The organism is Kitasatospora sp. NPDC007106, from assembly GCF_040634455.1.
Taxonomy (GTDB): domain Bacteria; phylum Actinomycetota; class Actinomycetes; order Streptomycetales; family Streptomycetaceae; genus Kitasatospora; species Kitasatospora arboriphila.
The window spans coordinates 1-14,680 of sequence record NZ_JBEYFP010000103.1 but is presented as its reverse complement, the minus strand read 5'-3'; the positions used below and the strand labels follow the sequence as shown (position 1 = coordinate 14,680).

At 72.8% G+C, this 14,680-nt stretch carries 15 protein-coding genes; 14 read left to right on the top strand and 1 reads right to left on the bottom strand.

The features are described 5' to 3' along the window. Positions 1–70: 70 nt before the first annotated feature. Entirely contained in the window at positions 71–2,113 is a 2,043-nt protein-coding gene (locus tag ABZ641_RS12535) for an elongation factor G (RefSeq protein WP_359981255.1), read from the bottom strand. A gap of 260 nt (positions 2,114–2,373) precedes the next feature. Between ABZ641_RS12535 and pgsA the strand changes: the two genes are divergently transcribed. The 14 genes from pgsA to secF form a co-directional block, all read left to right on the top strand. Further along, positions 2,374–3,033 carry a phosphatidylinositol phosphate synthase gene (gene pgsA, locus ABZ641_RS12530; RefSeq protein ID WP_344621694.1) on the top strand — a complete coding sequence of 220 codons (660 nt, stop codon included), beginning with the start codon at positions 2,374–2,376 and terminating at the stop codon, positions 3,031–3,033. Beyond that, positions 3,030–3,956, top strand: a complete 927-nt coding sequence (locus tag ABZ641_RS12525) for a phosphatidylinositol mannoside acyltransferase (RefSeq protein ID WP_344621695.1) — start codon at positions 3,030–3,032, stop codon at positions 3,954–3,956. Before pgsA ends, ABZ641_RS12525 begins: the two co-directional genes overlap by 4 nt. After that, positions 3,953–5,143 carry a glycosyltransferase family 4 protein gene (locus tag ABZ641_RS12520; RefSeq protein WP_359981251.1) on the top strand — a complete coding sequence of 397 codons (1,191 nt, stop codon included), beginning with the start codon at positions 3,953–3,955 and terminating at the stop codon, positions 5,141–5,143. Before ABZ641_RS12525 ends, ABZ641_RS12520 begins: the two co-directional genes overlap by 4 nt. 55 nt (positions 5,144–5,198) lie before the next feature. Then, positions 5,199–5,543 carry an isomerase gene (locus ABZ641_RS12515; RefSeq protein ID WP_344621697.1) on the top strand — a complete coding sequence of 115 codons (345 nt, stop codon included), beginning with the start codon at positions 5,199–5,201 and terminating at the stop codon, positions 5,541–5,543. Between the two features lie 11 nt (positions 5,544–5,554). Beyond that, positions 5,555–6,100, top strand: coding sequence for a membrane protein (locus ABZ641_RS12510; protein ID WP_030268533.1), 546 nt, complete (start codon positions 5,555–5,557; stop codon positions 6,098–6,100). Positions 6,101–6,217: 117 nt separating this feature from the next. Further along, positions 6,218–7,129, top strand: coding sequence for a pyridoxal 5'-phosphate synthase lyase subunit PdxS (gene pdxS, locus ABZ641_RS12505; RefSeq protein ID WP_263102457.1), 912 nt, complete (start codon positions 6,218–6,220; stop codon positions 7,127–7,129). 88 nt (positions 7,130–7,217) lie between these two features. Beyond that, positions 7,218–7,835, top strand: a complete 618-nt coding sequence (gene pdxT / locus ABZ641_RS12500; protein WP_344621698.1) for a pyridoxal 5'-phosphate synthase glutaminase subunit PdxT — start codon at positions 7,218–7,220, stop codon at positions 7,833–7,835. Between the two features lie 99 nt (positions 7,836–7,934). After that, positions 7,935–8,690 carry a YebC/PmpR family DNA-binding transcriptional regulator gene (locus ABZ641_RS12495; RefSeq protein ID WP_344621699.1) on the top strand — a complete coding sequence of 252 codons (756 nt, stop codon included), beginning with the start codon at positions 7,935–7,937 and terminating at the stop codon, positions 8,688–8,690. 149 nt (positions 8,691–8,839) lie between these two features. Further along, entirely contained in the window at positions 8,840–9,400 is a 561-nt protein-coding gene (gene ruvC / locus ABZ641_RS12490) for a crossover junction endodeoxyribonuclease RuvC (protein WP_359981246.1), read from the top strand. Further along, positions 9,397–10,008 carry a Holliday junction branch migration protein RuvA gene (gene ruvA / locus ABZ641_RS12485; RefSeq protein WP_344621701.1) on the top strand — a complete coding sequence of 204 codons (612 nt, stop codon included), beginning with the start codon at positions 9,397–9,399 and terminating at the stop codon, positions 10,006–10,008. The genes ruvC and ruvA overlap by 4 nt, the downstream gene beginning before the upstream one ends. An 89-nt stretch (positions 10,009–10,097) precedes the next feature. Then, entirely contained in the window at positions 10,098–11,186 is a 1,089-nt protein-coding gene (gene ruvB, locus ABZ641_RS12480) for a Holliday junction branch migration DNA helicase RuvB (RefSeq protein WP_359981243.1), read from the top strand. A 175-nt stretch (positions 11,187–11,361) separates the two neighbouring features. Further along, a complete protein-coding gene (yajC, locus tag ABZ641_RS12475; protein WP_359981240.1) occupies positions 11,362–11,739 on the top strand; it encodes a preprotein translocase subunit YajC in 378 nt (125 codons plus the stop codon). A 234-nt stretch (positions 11,740–11,973) separates the two neighbouring features. Next, complete coding sequence (secD, locus tag ABZ641_RS12470; RefSeq protein ID WP_344621713.1) at positions 11,974–13,689, top strand: protein translocase subunit SecD; 1,716 nt, start codon at positions 11,974–11,976, stop codon at positions 13,687–13,689. A 4-nt stretch (positions 13,690–13,693) separates the two neighbouring features. Then, on the top strand, positions 13,694–14,680 hold a 987-nt coding region (gene secF, locus ABZ641_RS12465), incomplete at its 3' end, for a protein translocase subunit SecF (protein WP_359981238.1).

Below are 14,680 nucleotides of genomic sequence, written 5' to 3'. Positions count from 1 at the left end.
GGGGCACCGCCCGGCCGAAGGCTGGGGGAGGTGCCCCCACGCACCCCTGGGGGCTCTCCCGGGGGTTCCCCTACGAGGCGTGTTCGTAGCGGGCGGCGAGGGTGGGGGGCATCGGGGCGTGCCGCAGGTAGTTGCGGGAGAACTGCCCGGTGCCGTGCGAGATGGAGCGCAACTCGACGGGGTAGCGGACGAGTTCGAGCTCCGGTACCTCCGCGCGGACGAGGCTCATCCCCGGCCCGCCCGGCTCGGTGCCCAGCACGTGGCCGCGGCGCGCGGAGAGGTCGCTGAGCACCGCGCCCTGGTACTCGTCCGGCAGCAGCACCTGCACCTCGTCGACCGGTTCGAGCAGCTGGATCCGCCCGTTGGCGGCCGCCTCGCGCAGCGCCAGCGCGCCCGCGGTCTGGAAGGCCGCGTCGGAGGAGTCCACCGAGTGGGCCTTGCCGTCGGTGAGGGTGACCCGGACGTCGACCATCGGGTAGCCGGCCAGCACGCCGTGGGCGAGCTGGGCGCGGACGCCCTTCTCCACCGAGGGGATGAAGTTGCGCGGCACCGCGCCGCCGACCACCTTGTCGACGAACTCGAAGCCGCCGCCGGGCAGCGGTTCGACGGTGAGGTCGCAGATCGCGTACTGGCCGTGCCCGCCGGACTGCTTGACGTGCCGGCCGTGCCCGGTGGAGCTGGCGGCGAAGGTCTCGCGCAGCGCGACCTTGTAGTCGACGGTGTCCACGTGCACGCCGTAGCGGCTGCGCAGCCGGTCCAGGACGACCGCCTGGTGGGCCTCGCCGGTGCACCAGAGCACCAGTTGGTGGGTGTCCGGGTTCTGCTCGACGCGCAGCGCCGGGTCCTGGGCGGTGAGCCGGCCGAGGGTCTGGGCGAGCTTGTCCTCGTCGGCCTTGCTGTGCGCCTGCACGGCGGCCGGCAGCAGCGCCTCGGGCTGCGGCCACGGCTCCAGGGCCTCGGTGCCCTCGGTGAGGGTGTCGCCGGTGCGGGCGGCGGTGAGCTTGGCGAGGCAGACCAGGTCGCCGGGGAGCGCGTGCGGGACGGGCCGCTGCTGCTTGCCGAACGGGCAGCTCAGGCCGGCGACCTTCTCGTCGGTGCCGCCGGGCACGTGTAGCACGGTGTCCGGGCGCAGCGTCCCGGAGAACACCCGGGCGAGGCTGAGCCGACCGACGTACGGGTCCTCGCCGGTGTGCACGATCTGGGCGGCGAGCGGGGCGTCCGGGTCGCAGGCGGGCAGGTCGTCGGCCCGGTCGAACGGGGAGGGGAAGACCGCGGCGATCAGGTCGAGGAGTTCGGCGGCGCCGGGTGCGGTGCCGGTGGGGTCGGCGGGCGGCGCGGTGGCGAGCACCGGGTGCACGGTGCCGGCCAGGAACTCGCGGCGCAGCGCGTCGCCCAGCGAGGCGGTGTCCAGCTCCTCGCCCGCGACCCAGCGCTCCAGCAGCGCGTCGTCCTCGCCGGCGATCGCCTCGACCAGGTGGGTGCGGTCCTCGTCGACGGTGGGCAGGTCGCCGGGCTCGCCGTAGGTGCGGCCGGTGAGCAGGTCGACGGAGCCGAGCAGCCGGCCGTCCTTCAGCGCGCTGTCGTGCAGCTGCAGGACGGAGTCGGGGTGGCCCTCGCCGAAGGCGTCCTGGAGGGTGGCGAGAACCTCGTCGAGGTGGACGCGGACGGCGTTGAGGTGGGTGAGGGCGATCGCGGTGGGCAGGTTGCGCAGCCGGACCTCCCGCCACAGCGCGAGGGTGTGCGCGGAGACCGGGTCGGTGGCGGAGACCACCAGGACGGCGGCCTCGGCGGCGCGCAGCGCGGCCTGCATGTCGCCGGCGAAGTCGGCGTAGCCGGGCGCGTCCAGCAGGTTGATCTTGCAGTCCTGCCAGGCCAGCGGGAGGAGCGCGAGCTGGACGGAGCGCTGCTGCTGGTGCTCGATCTCCTCGTGGTCGGCGGCGGTGGTGCCGTCCGGGACGCTGCCGGCCCGGGTGAGCGCGCCCGCGGTGAGGGCGAGGGACTCGGCGAGGGTGGTCTTGCCGGCTCCGGTGGCGCCGATGAGGACGACGTTGCGGAGCCGGTCGGATCGTTCGACGGTGGGGGCCGCGGTGTGGGTGGCTGCTCGGTCCGCCATGGCTGCTCTCCTGCTGTTCGCGGGTGGCTGCGGCGCGCTCGCGCGGGTCACAAGCGGTGCTCACGGCCGGGGCGTCGGGTGCCTCCGTGCCGTGCGTGGTGGGCCGGTCGGGCCGGCGGGCTGCTCGGGGGCGTGGGGCGGCGAAGCCCCGCGATCAGCGTGGATACCATTGTCCAGCCGGGCGGGCCGATCCGCTCGGCCGCCCGGCGGCACAGGGGCCGCGGGCGGAGTCCGGTGAGATCGGAGCGGTCGGGAAGGCCATGCTCAACAAATACGCGCGTGCCTTCTTCACACGTGTTCTGACGCCGTTCGCCGCGATGCTGCTGCGCTGGGGCGTCAGCCCGGACGCCGTGACGCTGATCGGGACGGCCGGATCGGTGGCGGGCGCCCTGGTGTTCTTCCCCCGCGGGGAGTTCTTCTGGGGCACGATCACCATCACCCTCTTCATCTTCTCCGACCTGGTCGACGGCAACATGGCCCGCCAGGCCGGGCGCTCCTCCAAGTGGGGCGCGTTCCTCGACTCGACGCTGGACCGGGTCGCGGACGCCGCGATCTTCGGCGGTCTGGCGCTCTGGTACGCGGGCACCGGGAACAACGACCTGCTCTGCGCCGTTTCGGTGTTCTGCCTGGCCAGCGGCCAGGTGGTCTCGTACACCAAGGCACGCGGCGAGAGCCTGGGCTTCCCGGTGAACGTCAACGGCCTGGTCGAGCGGGCCGAGCGGCTGGTGATCAGCCTGGTCGCGGCCGGTGTGGCGGGCCTGTCCGCGTTCGGCCTGCCGTACGTGGAGTGGCTGCTGCCGTTCGCCCTCTGGGTGGTCGCGGCGGGCAGCCTGGTGACGGTGATGCAGCGCATCCTGACGGTGCGGCGGGAGGCCCAGGAGGCCGACCGGGAGACGGCGGGAGTCGAGGGGGCGGCGTGAAGGACCGATTGGTCTACTGGCTGTACGCGGCCGGCTGGGCGGTGGTGAAGCGGCTGCCCGAGCGGGTGGCCCGCACGCTGTTCGAGCGGATCGCCGACCGGGTGTGGCGCGGCCGCGGCAAGGGCGTGCTGCAGCTGGAGGCCAATCTGCGCCGGGTGCACCCGGAGGCGGACGAGGCACGGCTGCGCGAGCTCTCCCGGGCCGGGATGCGCTCCTACATGCGGTACTGGATGGAGTCCTTCCGGCTGCCGGCCTGGAGCCTGCAGCGGATCGCCGACGCCATGTCGGTCAAGGGCCTGGAGCAGCTGAACGAGGCGATGTCCGCCGGCCGCGGCGCGGTGCTCGCGCTGCCGCACATGGGCAACTGGGACCTCGCCGGCGCCTGGATCGCCTCGGCCGGCGGGTACCCGTTCACCACCGTCGCCGAGCGGCTGAAGCCGGAGCAGCTGTTCGACCGCTTCGTGGCGTACCGCGAGGGCCTCGGCATGGAGGTGCTGCCGCTGACGGGCTCCGACGTGTCGGTGATCGGCACGCTCGCCCGGCGGCTGCGCCAGGGCAAGCTCGTCTGCCTGCTCGGCGACCGGGACCTCTCGGCGGCCGGCCTGCAGGTCGACTTCTTCGGCGAGCCGACCCGGATGCCGGCCGGGCCGGCCGCACTCGCGCTGCGCACCGGCGCGGCGCTCTTCCCGGTGACGCTCTGGTACGACGGCCCGCTGATGCGCGCCGAGATCCACCCGGAGATCCCGCCGCCCGCCGAGGGCGACCAGCGCGAGCGGACCTCCGCCATGGTGCAGGCGCTCGCCGACGTGTGGGCCGAGGGCATCCGGGAGCACGCCGAGGACTGGCACATGCTGCAGAAGTTGTGGCTGGCCGACCTCGGCACCGATCGCGCCGCGGGCGCGGGGCAGGGGGCGCAGAAGTGAGGATCGGCATCGTCTGCCCGTACGACTGGGACGTGCCCGGCGGCGTGCAGTTCCACATCCGCGACCTCGCGGAGCACCTGATCCGGCTCGGCCACGAGGTGTCGGTGCTGGCCCCGGCCGAGGACGAGTCGGCGCTGCCGCCGTACGTCGTCTCGGCGGGCCGGGCGGTCGCCGTGCCGTACAACGGCTCGGTGGCCCGGCTCAGCTTCGGCATCCTGTCCGCCGCCCGGGTGCGGCGCTGGCTGAACGACGGGCGCTTCGACATCCTGCACGTCCACGAGCCCTCCTCGCCGAGCCTGTCGATGCTGGCCGCGTGGTCGGCGTCCGGGCCGATGGTGGGCACCTTCCACACGTCCAACCCGCGGTCGCGGGCGATGATCGCCGCCTCGCCGATCCTGCAGCCGGGCCTGGAGAAGATGTCCGCCCGGATCGCGGTCAGCGAGTACGCCCGGCGCACCCTGGTCGAGCACCTCGGCGGCGACGCGGTGGTCATCCCGAACGGCGTGGACGTCCGCTTCTTCGCCGACGCCGAGCCCGACCCGCGCTGGCGGGGCGGCGTGCTCGCCGGCACCGGCGCCCCGGCGACGATCGGCTTCATCGGCCGGATCAACGAACCGCGCAAGGGCCTGCCGACGCTGCTCGCCGCGCTGCCGCGGATCCTGGAGGAGCGGCCGGGCACCCGGCTGCTGGTCGCCGGCAAGGGCGACCGCGAGGAGGCCGTCGAGGGGCTGGCCCCCGGGGTGCGGGCGCAGGTCGAGTTCCTCGGCATGGTCAGCGACGAGGAGAAGGCCAGGCTGCTGCGCAGCGTCGACCTGTACGTCGCGCCGAACACCGGCGGCGAGAGCTTCGGCATCATCCTGGTCGAGGCGATGTCGGCCGGGGCGCCGGTGCTGGCCAGCGACCTGGACGCGTTCCGGCAGGTGCTGGACGGCGGCGCGGCCGGCGAGCTGTTCCCGGTCGAGGACGCCGACGCGCTGGCCGCGGCCGCGGTGAAGCTGCTCGGCGACCCGGAGCGGCTGCGCGACCTGCGCGAGGCGGCGTCCCGGCACGTCCGGCGGTTCGACTGGGAGACGGTCGGCGCGGACATCCTGTCGGTGTACGAGACGGTCACCGACGGCATGCCGCCGGTGGCCGAGGACGAGCGGGTGGGCTGGCGCGAGCGGTTCGGCCTGGCCGCCCGCGACTGACCGCGCACCCGAAAGCCCGACCCGTAAGGCGACCGCACAGACCAGAGGGGGCCCCGTGCCGCAGATCTCCGTCGACTACTCGCCGCGCCTCGGCTTCGACCGGCGGGCCTTCGCCGCGGAGCTGCACCCGCTGGTGGCGGCCGCGATCGACACCACGGTGGAGTCGTGCAAGACCCGCTTCCGCCCGGTCGAGGACGCCTTCCTCGGCGACGGCGACCCGGAGCGGGCCATGGTGTACCTGGAGCTGAAGATCCTCTCCGGGCGCGCCCCCGCGGCCCGGACGGCGCTGAGCGAGGCCGTGCTGGACCTGCTGAAGCGGCACGTCGGCGGCGGGCGGGTGCACCTCGCCGTCAACGTGGTGGAGCTGGACCGCGACGTCTACCGGGCGGCCGCCCTGTAGCCTGACCGGCCGTGACTACCTGGATCTGGGCCGCCGTCGCGGTCGTGCTCTTCGCGATGTACCTGAGCTGGACGGCCGGCCGACTGGACCGGTTGCACGCGCGGATCGACGCGGCCCGGGCCTCGCTCGACGCCCAGCTGGTGCGCCGCGCCTCGGTGGCCCAGGAACTGGCCACCTCCTCGCTGCTCGACCCGGCGGCCTCGCTGCTGCTGTACGAGGCCTCGCACGCCGCCCGGCAGGCCGAGGACGAGCACCGGGAGGTGGCGGAGAGCGAGCTGAGCCTCGCGCTGCGCGCGGTCTTCGCCGAGCCGGAGCAGGTCGCGGCGCTGCTGGACGCGCCAGGTGGCAAGGAGGCCGTGACGGATCTCACGGCCGCGGTCCGCCGGGTGCCGATGGCGCGGCGATTCCACAACGACGCCGTCCGGGCTGCCCGCGCGGTGCGCGAGCACCGCCTCGTCCGGTACTTCCGGCTGGCCGGGCGCGCGCCCTTCCCGATGGCGTTCGAGATGGACGACGAGCCCCCGGCGGCGCTCACCCCCGAAGGCGCCCCGGCCTGAACGGCTACTGTTTGTCGTACCCGGACGGTCCGGCTGGACTGTATGGCGCATCGGTAAGGGGCGTTCCGGGCCTACGATAAGTCGATAGCACTGGTTCATCTTCGAGTGAGGTCTTACGTGTCCACCACCCCCATCACCGCAGACCAGCCGCAGATCGGCACCGCCCGGGTCAAGCGCGGCATGGCCGAGCAGCTCAAGGGCGGTGTGATCATGGACGTGGTCAACGCCGAGCAGGCGAAGATCGCCGAGGACGCCGGTGCCGTCGCGGTCATGGCCCTGGAGCGCGTGCCCGCCGACATCCGCAAGGACGGCGGCGTGGCCCGGATGTCCGACCCGAACATGATCGAGGAGATCATCTCCGCGGTCTCCATCCCCGTCATGGCCAAGTCCCGCATCGGCCACTTCGTCGAGGCCCAGGTCCTCCAGTCGCTCGGTGTCGACTACATCGACGAGTCCGAGGTCCTCACCCCGGCCGACGAGGTCAACCACTCCGACAAGTGGGCGTTCACCACCCCCTTCGTCTGCGGCGCCACCAACCTCGGCGAGGCCCTGCGCCGCATCGCCGAGGGCGCGGCCATGATCCGCTCCAAGGGCGAGGCCGGCACCGGCAACGTCGTCGAGGCCGTCCGCCACCTGCGCCAGATCAAGAACGAGATCGCCAAGCTGCGCGGCTTCGACAACAACGAGCTGTACGCCGCCGCCAAGGAGCTGCGCGCCCCGTACGAGCTCGTCAAGGAGGTCGCCGAGCTCGGCAAGCTGCCCGTCGTGCTGTTCTCCGCCGGCGGTGTCGCCACCCCGGCCGACGCCGCGCTGATGCGCCAGCTCGGCGCCGAGGGCGTCTTCGTCGGCTCCGGCATCTTCAAGTCCGGCGACCCGGCCAAGCGCGCCGCCGCCATCGTGAAGGCCACCACCTTCTTCGACGACCCGAAGATCATCGCGGACGCGTCCCGCAACCTCGGCGAGGCCATGGTCGGCATCAACTGCGACACCCTGCCCGAGAGCGAGCGCTACGCCAACCGCGGCTGGTAACCACCCGCGCCACGCCGGCCCGCCGCCCAGCACGTCCGCGCGGCGGGCCGGCGCACGTCCCCCCGCCACGACCGAAGAGGTAACCACCGTGTCCAGCAGCACCCCGACCATCGGCGTCCTGGCCCTCCAGGGCGACGTCCGCGAGCACCTCATCGCGCTGGCCGCCGCCGACGCGGTCGCCCGCCCGGTGCGCCGCGCCGAGGAGCTGGCCGAGGTGGACGCGCTGGTGATCCCCGGCGGTGAGTCCACCACCATGTCCAAGCTGGCGTTGCTGTTCGGCGTGATGGACCCGCTGCGGGCCCGGGTGGCCGACGGCATGCCGGTCTACGGCACCTGCGCCGGCATGATCATGCTGGCCGACAAGATCCTCGACGGCCGGGACGACCAGGAGACCGTCGGCGGCATCGACATGACGGTGCGCCGCAACGCCTTCGGCCGGCAGAACGAGTCCTTCGAGTCGGCGATCGACTTCCGCGGCCTGGAGGGGACGCCCGTCAACGGCGTGTTCATCCGCGCCCCGTGGGTCGAGTCGGTGGGCGCGGGCGTCGAGGTGCTGGCCGAGGTGCCGGCCGCCGACGGCCCGGACAGCCGCATCGTGGCCGTCCGGCAGGGCCACCTGCTGGCGACCTCGTTCCACCCCGAGCTCACCGGCGACCACCGCGTGCACGAGTACTTCGTGCGGATGGTCGAGGACGCCCTGCGCTGAGTCCGGCGGGCGGCGCGCTGACCGTGTGCCACCCCGCGGTGACGACACCGGTAAGATCTCCTCTGTTCATTTCCCTTTGGCGACGTAAAGGAGCTGGCGATGTCCGGCCACTCTAAGTGGGCTACCACCAAGCACAAGAAGGCCGTGATCGACGCCAAGCGCGGCAAGCTCTTCGCCAAGATGATCAAGAACATCGAGGTGGCGGCGCGCACCGGCGGTGGCGACCCGGCCGGCAACCCCACGCTGTACGACGCCATCCAGAAGGCGAAGAAGAGCTCCGTCCCGATCGACAACATCAACCGGGCCGTCAAGCGCGGCTCCGGCGCCGAGGCCGGCGGCGCGGACTACTCGACCATCATGTACGAGGGCTACGGCCCGAACGGCGTGGCCGTCCTCATCGAGTGCCTCACCGACAACCGCAACCGCGCGGCCTCCGACGTGCGCGTCGCGATGACCCGCAACGGCGGCTCGATGGCCGACCCGGGCTCGGTGTCCTACATGTTCACCCGCAAGGGCGTCGTGATCGTCCCCAAGGCCGACGGCGTGGACGAGGACAAGGTGCTCGACGTCGTCCTGGACGCGGGCGCCGAGGAGGTCAACGACCTCGGCGAGGCCTTCGAGGTGGTCTCCGAGGCCACCGACCTGGTCGCCGTCCGCACCTCGCTGGTCGACGCCGGCATCGACTACGACTCGGCCGACGCCAACTTCGTGCCCAGCGTTCAGGTCGAGCTGGACGCCGACGGCGCCCGCAAGATCTTCAAGCTGATCGACGCGCTGGAGGACAGCGACGACGTGCAGAACGTCTTCGCCAACTTCGACGTCTCCGACGAGATCATGGCCGAGCTCGACGCCTGATCACCCGTCTCCCGCCGCCCGGCAGTCCCCACGACTGCCGGGCGGCGGCGTGTTCGGGTGCGGTGGCGCGGGCGTTGTCGGTGCCGCCCGGTACCCTGCGGAGGGCCGCGGGAGCAGGCCGGGCGGCGACACGGAAGACGGGGTGCGGAGTGCGGGTACTGGGCGTGGACCCGGGGCTGACCAGGTGCGGCGTCGGCGTGGTCGACGGCGCCCCCGGCCGGCCGCTGCGGATGGTCGGCGTCGGCGTGGTGCGCACCCCGGTCGACGCGGAGATCGGCGTGCGCCTGCTGCAGATAGAGCAGGGCCTGGAGCAGTGGCTCGACGAGCACCGGCCCGACCTGGTCGCCGTCGAGCGGGTCTTCGCCCAGCACAACGTCCGCACCGTGATGGGCACCGCCCAGGCCAGCGCCGTCGCCATGCTCTGCGCCACCCGCCGCGGCATCCCCGTCACCCTGCACACCCCGAGCGAGGTCAAGGCCGCCGTCACCGGCTCCGGCCGGGCCGACAAGGCGCAGGTCACCGCCATGGTGCAGCGCCTGCTGCGGCTGGACGCCCCGCCGAAGCCGGCCGACGCCGCCGACGCCCTCGCCCTCGCCATCTGCCACATCTGGCGGGGCGGCGCCCAGGGCCGCATCGCCGCCGCACTCGCCAAGTCCGCACCGGCGCCCGCGACCCGGCGCCCCGCCGCACGTCAGGAGTACCGCCGATGATCGCCTTCGTCCAGGGCCCGGTGGCCCACATCGCGGCCGGCACGGCCGTCGTCGAGGTCGGCGGGGTCGGGATGGCCGTCCAGTGCACCCCGAACACCCTGGCCGGGCTGCGGATCGGCGAGAGCGCCCGGCTCGCCACCTCGCTGGTGGTGCGCGAGGACTCGCTCACCCTGTTCGGCTTCGCCGACGACGACGAGCGCGCCCTCTTCGAGGTCCTGCAGGCCGCGCCCGGGGTCGGCCCGCGGCTCGCGCAGGCGATGCTGGCCGTGCACAGCCCGGACGCGCTGCGGGCCGCGGTCGCCGGCGGCGACGAGAAGGCGCTGATCGCGGTGCCCGGCATCGGCAAGGCGAAGGCCGCCAAGCTGCTGCTGGAGTACAAGGACAAGCTCGGCGCCCCGCACGGCGCCGTGCCCGCCCAGAAGCCGGTCGCCACCGGCCCGGCCCCCTGGCACGAGCAGCTGCACGCCGCGCTGGTCGGTCTCGGTTACGCTCCCCGCGAGGCCGACGAGGCCGTCGCCGCGGTCACACCGGAGGCCGAGGCGCAGCAGGTGCCGGACATCGGCGCCCTGCTGCGGGCCGCCCTGCGGGGGCTCAACCGGGCCCGCTGACCGGTCCCGGCGGCCCCCGGACCCGCCTGACCGCCGACGCTTTGACCATCTGACGACCAGTCGTCATGTCGACTTTGGAGCCGCTCCCGATGAGCCCGTACGACACCGACCCCGCCGACCGCCCGGCGGCAGACCGGCTGGTGGGGGCGGCCGCCGACGGCGAGGACCAGGCCGTCGAGGCGGCCCTGCGCCCCAAGCTGCTGGAGGAGTTCATCGGCCAGGAGCGCGTCCGCGAGCAGCTCTCCCTGGTGCTCCAGGCCGCCCGCCAGCGCGGCACCGCCCCGGACCACGTCCTGCTCAGCGGCCCGCCCGGACTCGGCAAGACCACCCTGTCGATGATCATCGCCGCCGAGCTGGGCGCGCCGATCCGGATCACCTCCGGCCCGGCCATCCAGCACGCCGGAGACCTCGCCGCGATCCTCTCCTCGCTCACCGAGGGCGAGGTGCTCTTCCTCGACGAGATCCACCGGATGTCCCGGCCGGCCGAGGAGATGCTCTACATGGCGATGGAGGACTACCGGGTCGACGTCATCGTCGGCAAGGGCCCCGGCGCCACCGCCATCCCGCTCGAACTGCCGCCGTTCACCCTGGTCGGCGCCACCACCCGGGCCGGCCTGCTGCCGCCCCCGCTGCGCGACCGCTTCGGCTTCACCGGCCACATGGAGTTCTACGCCCCCGCCGAGCTGCAGCAGGTGGTGCACCGCTCCGCCGCCCTGCTGGACGTCGACATCGACCCGGCCGGCGCCGCCGAGATCGCCGGCCGCTCCCGCGGCACCCCGCGCATCGCCAACCGGCTGCTGCGCCGCGTCCGCGACTACGCCCAGGTCAGGCACGACGGCCGGGTCACCCGGGAGATCTCCGCCCAGGCGCTGGACGTGTACGAGGTGGACGCCCGCGGCCTGGACCGCCTCGACCGCGCGGTGCTGGACGCGCTGCTGCGGCTGTTCGGCGGCGGCCCGGTCGGCCTGTCCACCCTCGCCGTCGCCGTGGGGGAGGAGGCCGAGACGGTCGAGGAGGTCGCCGAGCCCTTCCTCGTCCGCGAGGGGCTGCTCGCCCGGACACCGCGCGGCCGGATCGCCACCGCGGCGGCCTGGCGCCACCTCGGGATGGCCCCGCCCGTGCAGGGCGGCGGGGCGAAGACGTCCGACCAGGCCGCTTTGTTCCCGGACGGCCGCTAGTCGGCCACCGGAAAACGGGTGCATGCCAAGGGTCGCCACTTTCGGCGGCACACTGGCATGCTTGGCGTTGTCCGTACAGTGCGGGTCGCCTAGACTCCGCCGGACCGCCCCTCTCGACCGACGGGCCGACGTATACCAGGCCGCCGGCCGAGGCGGCCCGCAAAGGACCCTGGCTGTGGCTAATCTCATCATCCTCATCCTCCCGATCGTCGCGATCTTCCTGATGTTCCGCTCGCAGAAGAAGCGGCAGCAGCAGGCGGCGTCGATGCAGGCGACCCTCCAGCCGGGCGCCGGCGTGCGGACGATCGGTGGCATGTACGCCCAGGTCAAGGCGGTCAACGACGAGACCGTCGAGCTGGAGGTCGCCCCCGGCGTGGTGGTGCACTACACCAAGGGCGCCGTCGCCGCCGTGCTGGAGCCGCTCGAGTACGACGCGATCATCAACGGCCGCCCGGCGGAGGCCGACGAGGAGCCGGCCGCCGAGGCCGAGGACGCCGAGAAGCCGCTGAGCCTCGCCAAGGACGCCGAGGCCGACGCCACCGAGACCAAGTAGTACGGTCGGGCCCACCCAGGCCGTGCGGCAACCGGCCGCCGGCCCAGATGACCTCAGGGCCGCCCTGCGCCGCCGTCCCCCGTCCCGCCTCACGCCGGACCGGGGCGCGGCCCGCGGCGGCATGGACAGGGAGAAACGAGCAAGGTGGCAACACCCAAGTCGCGCCAGCGCGACGGTTACCCGGGGCGGGCGCTGGCCCTGATCCTGGTGGTCACCGTCGGACTGGTCGCCCTCATGTTCGGGACGGGCACCAAGACGCCCCGTCTCGGAATCGACCTCGCCGGTGGCACCAGCGTCACCCTGACCGCCAAGTCGGACGACAAGGCCGCGATCAACAAGTCCAACATGGACATCGCGACCGGCATCATCCAGAAGCGCGTCAACGGTATGGGCGTCTCCGAGGCGGAGGTCCAGACCCAGGGTGACAGCAACATCATCGTCAACATCCCCAACGGCGGTGACAAGCAGGCGGCGATCGAGCAGATCGGCACGACTGCCAAGCTCTACTTCCGTCCCGTGGTCGCGCTCGCGCCGACCGGGGTCGACCCCTCGTCGCTGAACACCGGCTCGCCGTCCCCGTCCGGCTCCGCCAGCCCGTCCGCGAGCGCCTCCGGTGCCTCCGCGAGCCCCTCCGGCAAGGCGTCCACCGCCCCCAGCGCCAGCGCCAGCAAGGCCGGCCGCGCGGTGAGCGACGCGCTGAAGGCCGACCCGTCCACCTCCGCGAAGCCCTCGGCCACCGCGTCCGGCTCGGCCTCGGCCGCCCCGAGCGGCGGTGCCACCCCGTCCGCGCCGACCAGCATGAGCCCCGAGCAGCTGACCGCGGCGCTCACCCAGGGCACCGTGCCGGCCGACGTCCAGCAGCAGTTCGCCGCGCTGGACTGCTCCAAGCCGGAGCAGCGCAAGGACTACCAGACCGACCCGAAGAAGAACGCGGTCGGCTGCTCCTACGACAAGGAGCAGGGCGTCTGGTACAAGTTCGCGCTCGGCCCGGTCGCCGTGAACGGCGCCGACGTGTCCAAGGCCTCGGCCCTGTTCGACACCCAGCGGGCCGGCGGCTGGCAGGTCGACCTGTCGTTCAACGACAACGGCTCCAAGGCCTTCGCGAGCACCACCGGCACCCTGGCCACGCAGGCCTCCCCGGCCAACCAGTTCGCCATCGTCCTGGACGGCAAGGTGGTCTCCCACCCGTACGTCAGCCAGTCGATCACCGGCGGCTCGGCCACCATCTCCGGCAGCTTCAGCCAGGAGGACGCCAAGGGCCTGGCCAACGTGCTGAGCTACGGCGCGCTGCCGCTGACCTTCGACATGAGCGACGTCACCACCGTCTCCCCGCAGCTCGGCGGCGACCAGCTGCAGGCCGGCCTGATCGCCGGCGCCATCGGCCTGGTGCTGGTGGTCGTGTACTCGCTCGTCTACTACCGCGGCCTCGGCCTGGTCTCCATCGCCGGTCTGCTGGTCTCGGCGATCCTGACCTACGCGATCATGTGCCTGCTCGGCAGGAGCATCGGCTTCGCGCTGAACCTGCCCGCGGTCTGCGGCGCGATCGTCGCCATCGGCATCACGGCGGACTCGTTCATCGTGTACTTCGAGCGCATCCGCGACGAGGTCCGAGACGGCGCCCCGCTGCGGCCCGCCGTCCAGCGCGCCTGGCCGCGCGCCCGCCGCACCATCCTGGTCTCCGACTTCGTGTCGTTCCTGTGTGCCGCGGTGCTGTACGTCGTCTCGGTCGGCAAGGTCCAGGGCTTCGCGTTCACGCTCGGCCTGACCACGCTGCTCGACATCGTGGTGATCTTCCTGTTCACCAAGCCGATGATCACCCTGCTGGCGCGGCGGAAGTTCTTCGCGAACGGCCACCCGTGGTCCGGCCTTGACCCGAAGCGGCTCGGCGCCCGCCCGCCGATCCGCGGCAGCCGTCGCCGCCCGTCCGCCAACGCCCCCAAGGAGGCCTGACGCCATGTCCCTTCGGAACATCGGCCACCGGCTCTACCAGGGCGAGGTCAGCTTCGACTTCGTCGGCAAGCGCAAGATCTGGTACTCCATCTCGGGCGTCATCGTCCTCGTCGCGGCGATCGGCCTGGCGATGGGCCTGCACCTGGGCATCGAGTTCAAGGGCGGCTCGGTCTACACCGTCCAGAAGCAGGGCCTGACGGTCTCGCAGGCGCAGGACGCCGCCAACCACATCACCGGTGACACCACCGCGCAGGTGCAGAAGACCGGCGACGGCAAGATCCGCATCCAGGTCAGCTCCGAGGAGAAGATCAGCGGCCCCGCGTTCTCCCAGGAGCTCTCCAAGGAGATCGGCGTCCCGACCAAGGACATCGACGCCCAGGTGATCGGCCCCTCCTGGGGCAAGCAGATCTCCCAGAAGGCCCTGCTCGGCCTGGTCGTCTTCATGGTGCTGGTCACCGCCTACCTGGCCATCGCCTTCGAGTGGCGGATGGCGCTGGCGGCGCTGGTCGCCCTGATCCACGACCTCCTGATCACCATCGGCGTCTACGCCCTGGTCGGCTTCGAGGTCACCCCCGGTACCGTGATCGGCTTCCTGACGATCCTCGGCTACTCGCTCTACGACACGGTCGTCGTCTTCGACACCGTGAAGGAGAACACCCGGGGCATCACCAAGCAGAACAAGCGCACCTACAGCGAGGCCGCGAACCTGGGCCTCAACCAGACCCTGGTGCGCTCGATCAACACCACCGTGGTCGCCCTGCTGCCCGTCACCGCGCTGCTGTTCATCGGCGGCGGCATGCTCGGCGCCGGCACGCTGAACGACATCTCGCTCGCGCTGTTCATCGGTCTGGCCGCCGGCGCGTACTCGTCGATCTGCGTCGCCACCCCGCTGCTCGCGCAGCTCAAGGAGCAGACCCCGGAGATGCGCGCGCTCGCCAAGCGCGTCGCGCAGCGCCGGGCCGCGGACGCCAAGGCCGCCGAGGCCGCCGGC

Bases quoted from the DNA above. Each gene is read 5' to 3' on its own strand.
- ruvB (WP_359981243.1), top strand. From the start codon at position 10,098: ATGAGCCCGTACGACACCGACCCCGCCGACCGCCCGGCGGCAGACCGG.
- ABZ641_RS12495 (WP_344621699.1), top strand. From the start codon at position 7,935: ATGTCCGGCCACTCTAAGTGGGCTACCACCAAGCACAAGAAGGCCGTG.
- pgsA (WP_344621694.1), top strand. From the start codon at position 2,374: ATGCTCAACAAATACGCGCGTGCCTTCTTCACACGTGTTCTGACGCCG.
- ruvA (WP_344621701.1), top strand. From the start codon at position 9,397: ATGATCGCCTTCGTCCAGGGCCCGGTGGCCCACATCGCGGCCGGCACG.
- ABZ641_RS12535 (WP_359981255.1), bottom strand. From the start codon at position 2,113: ATGGCGGACCGAGCAGCCACCCACACCGCGGCCCCCACCGTCGAACGA.
- secD (WP_344621713.1), top strand. From the start codon at position 11,974: ATGTTCGGGACGGGCACCAAGACGCCCCGTCTCGGAATCGACCTCGCC.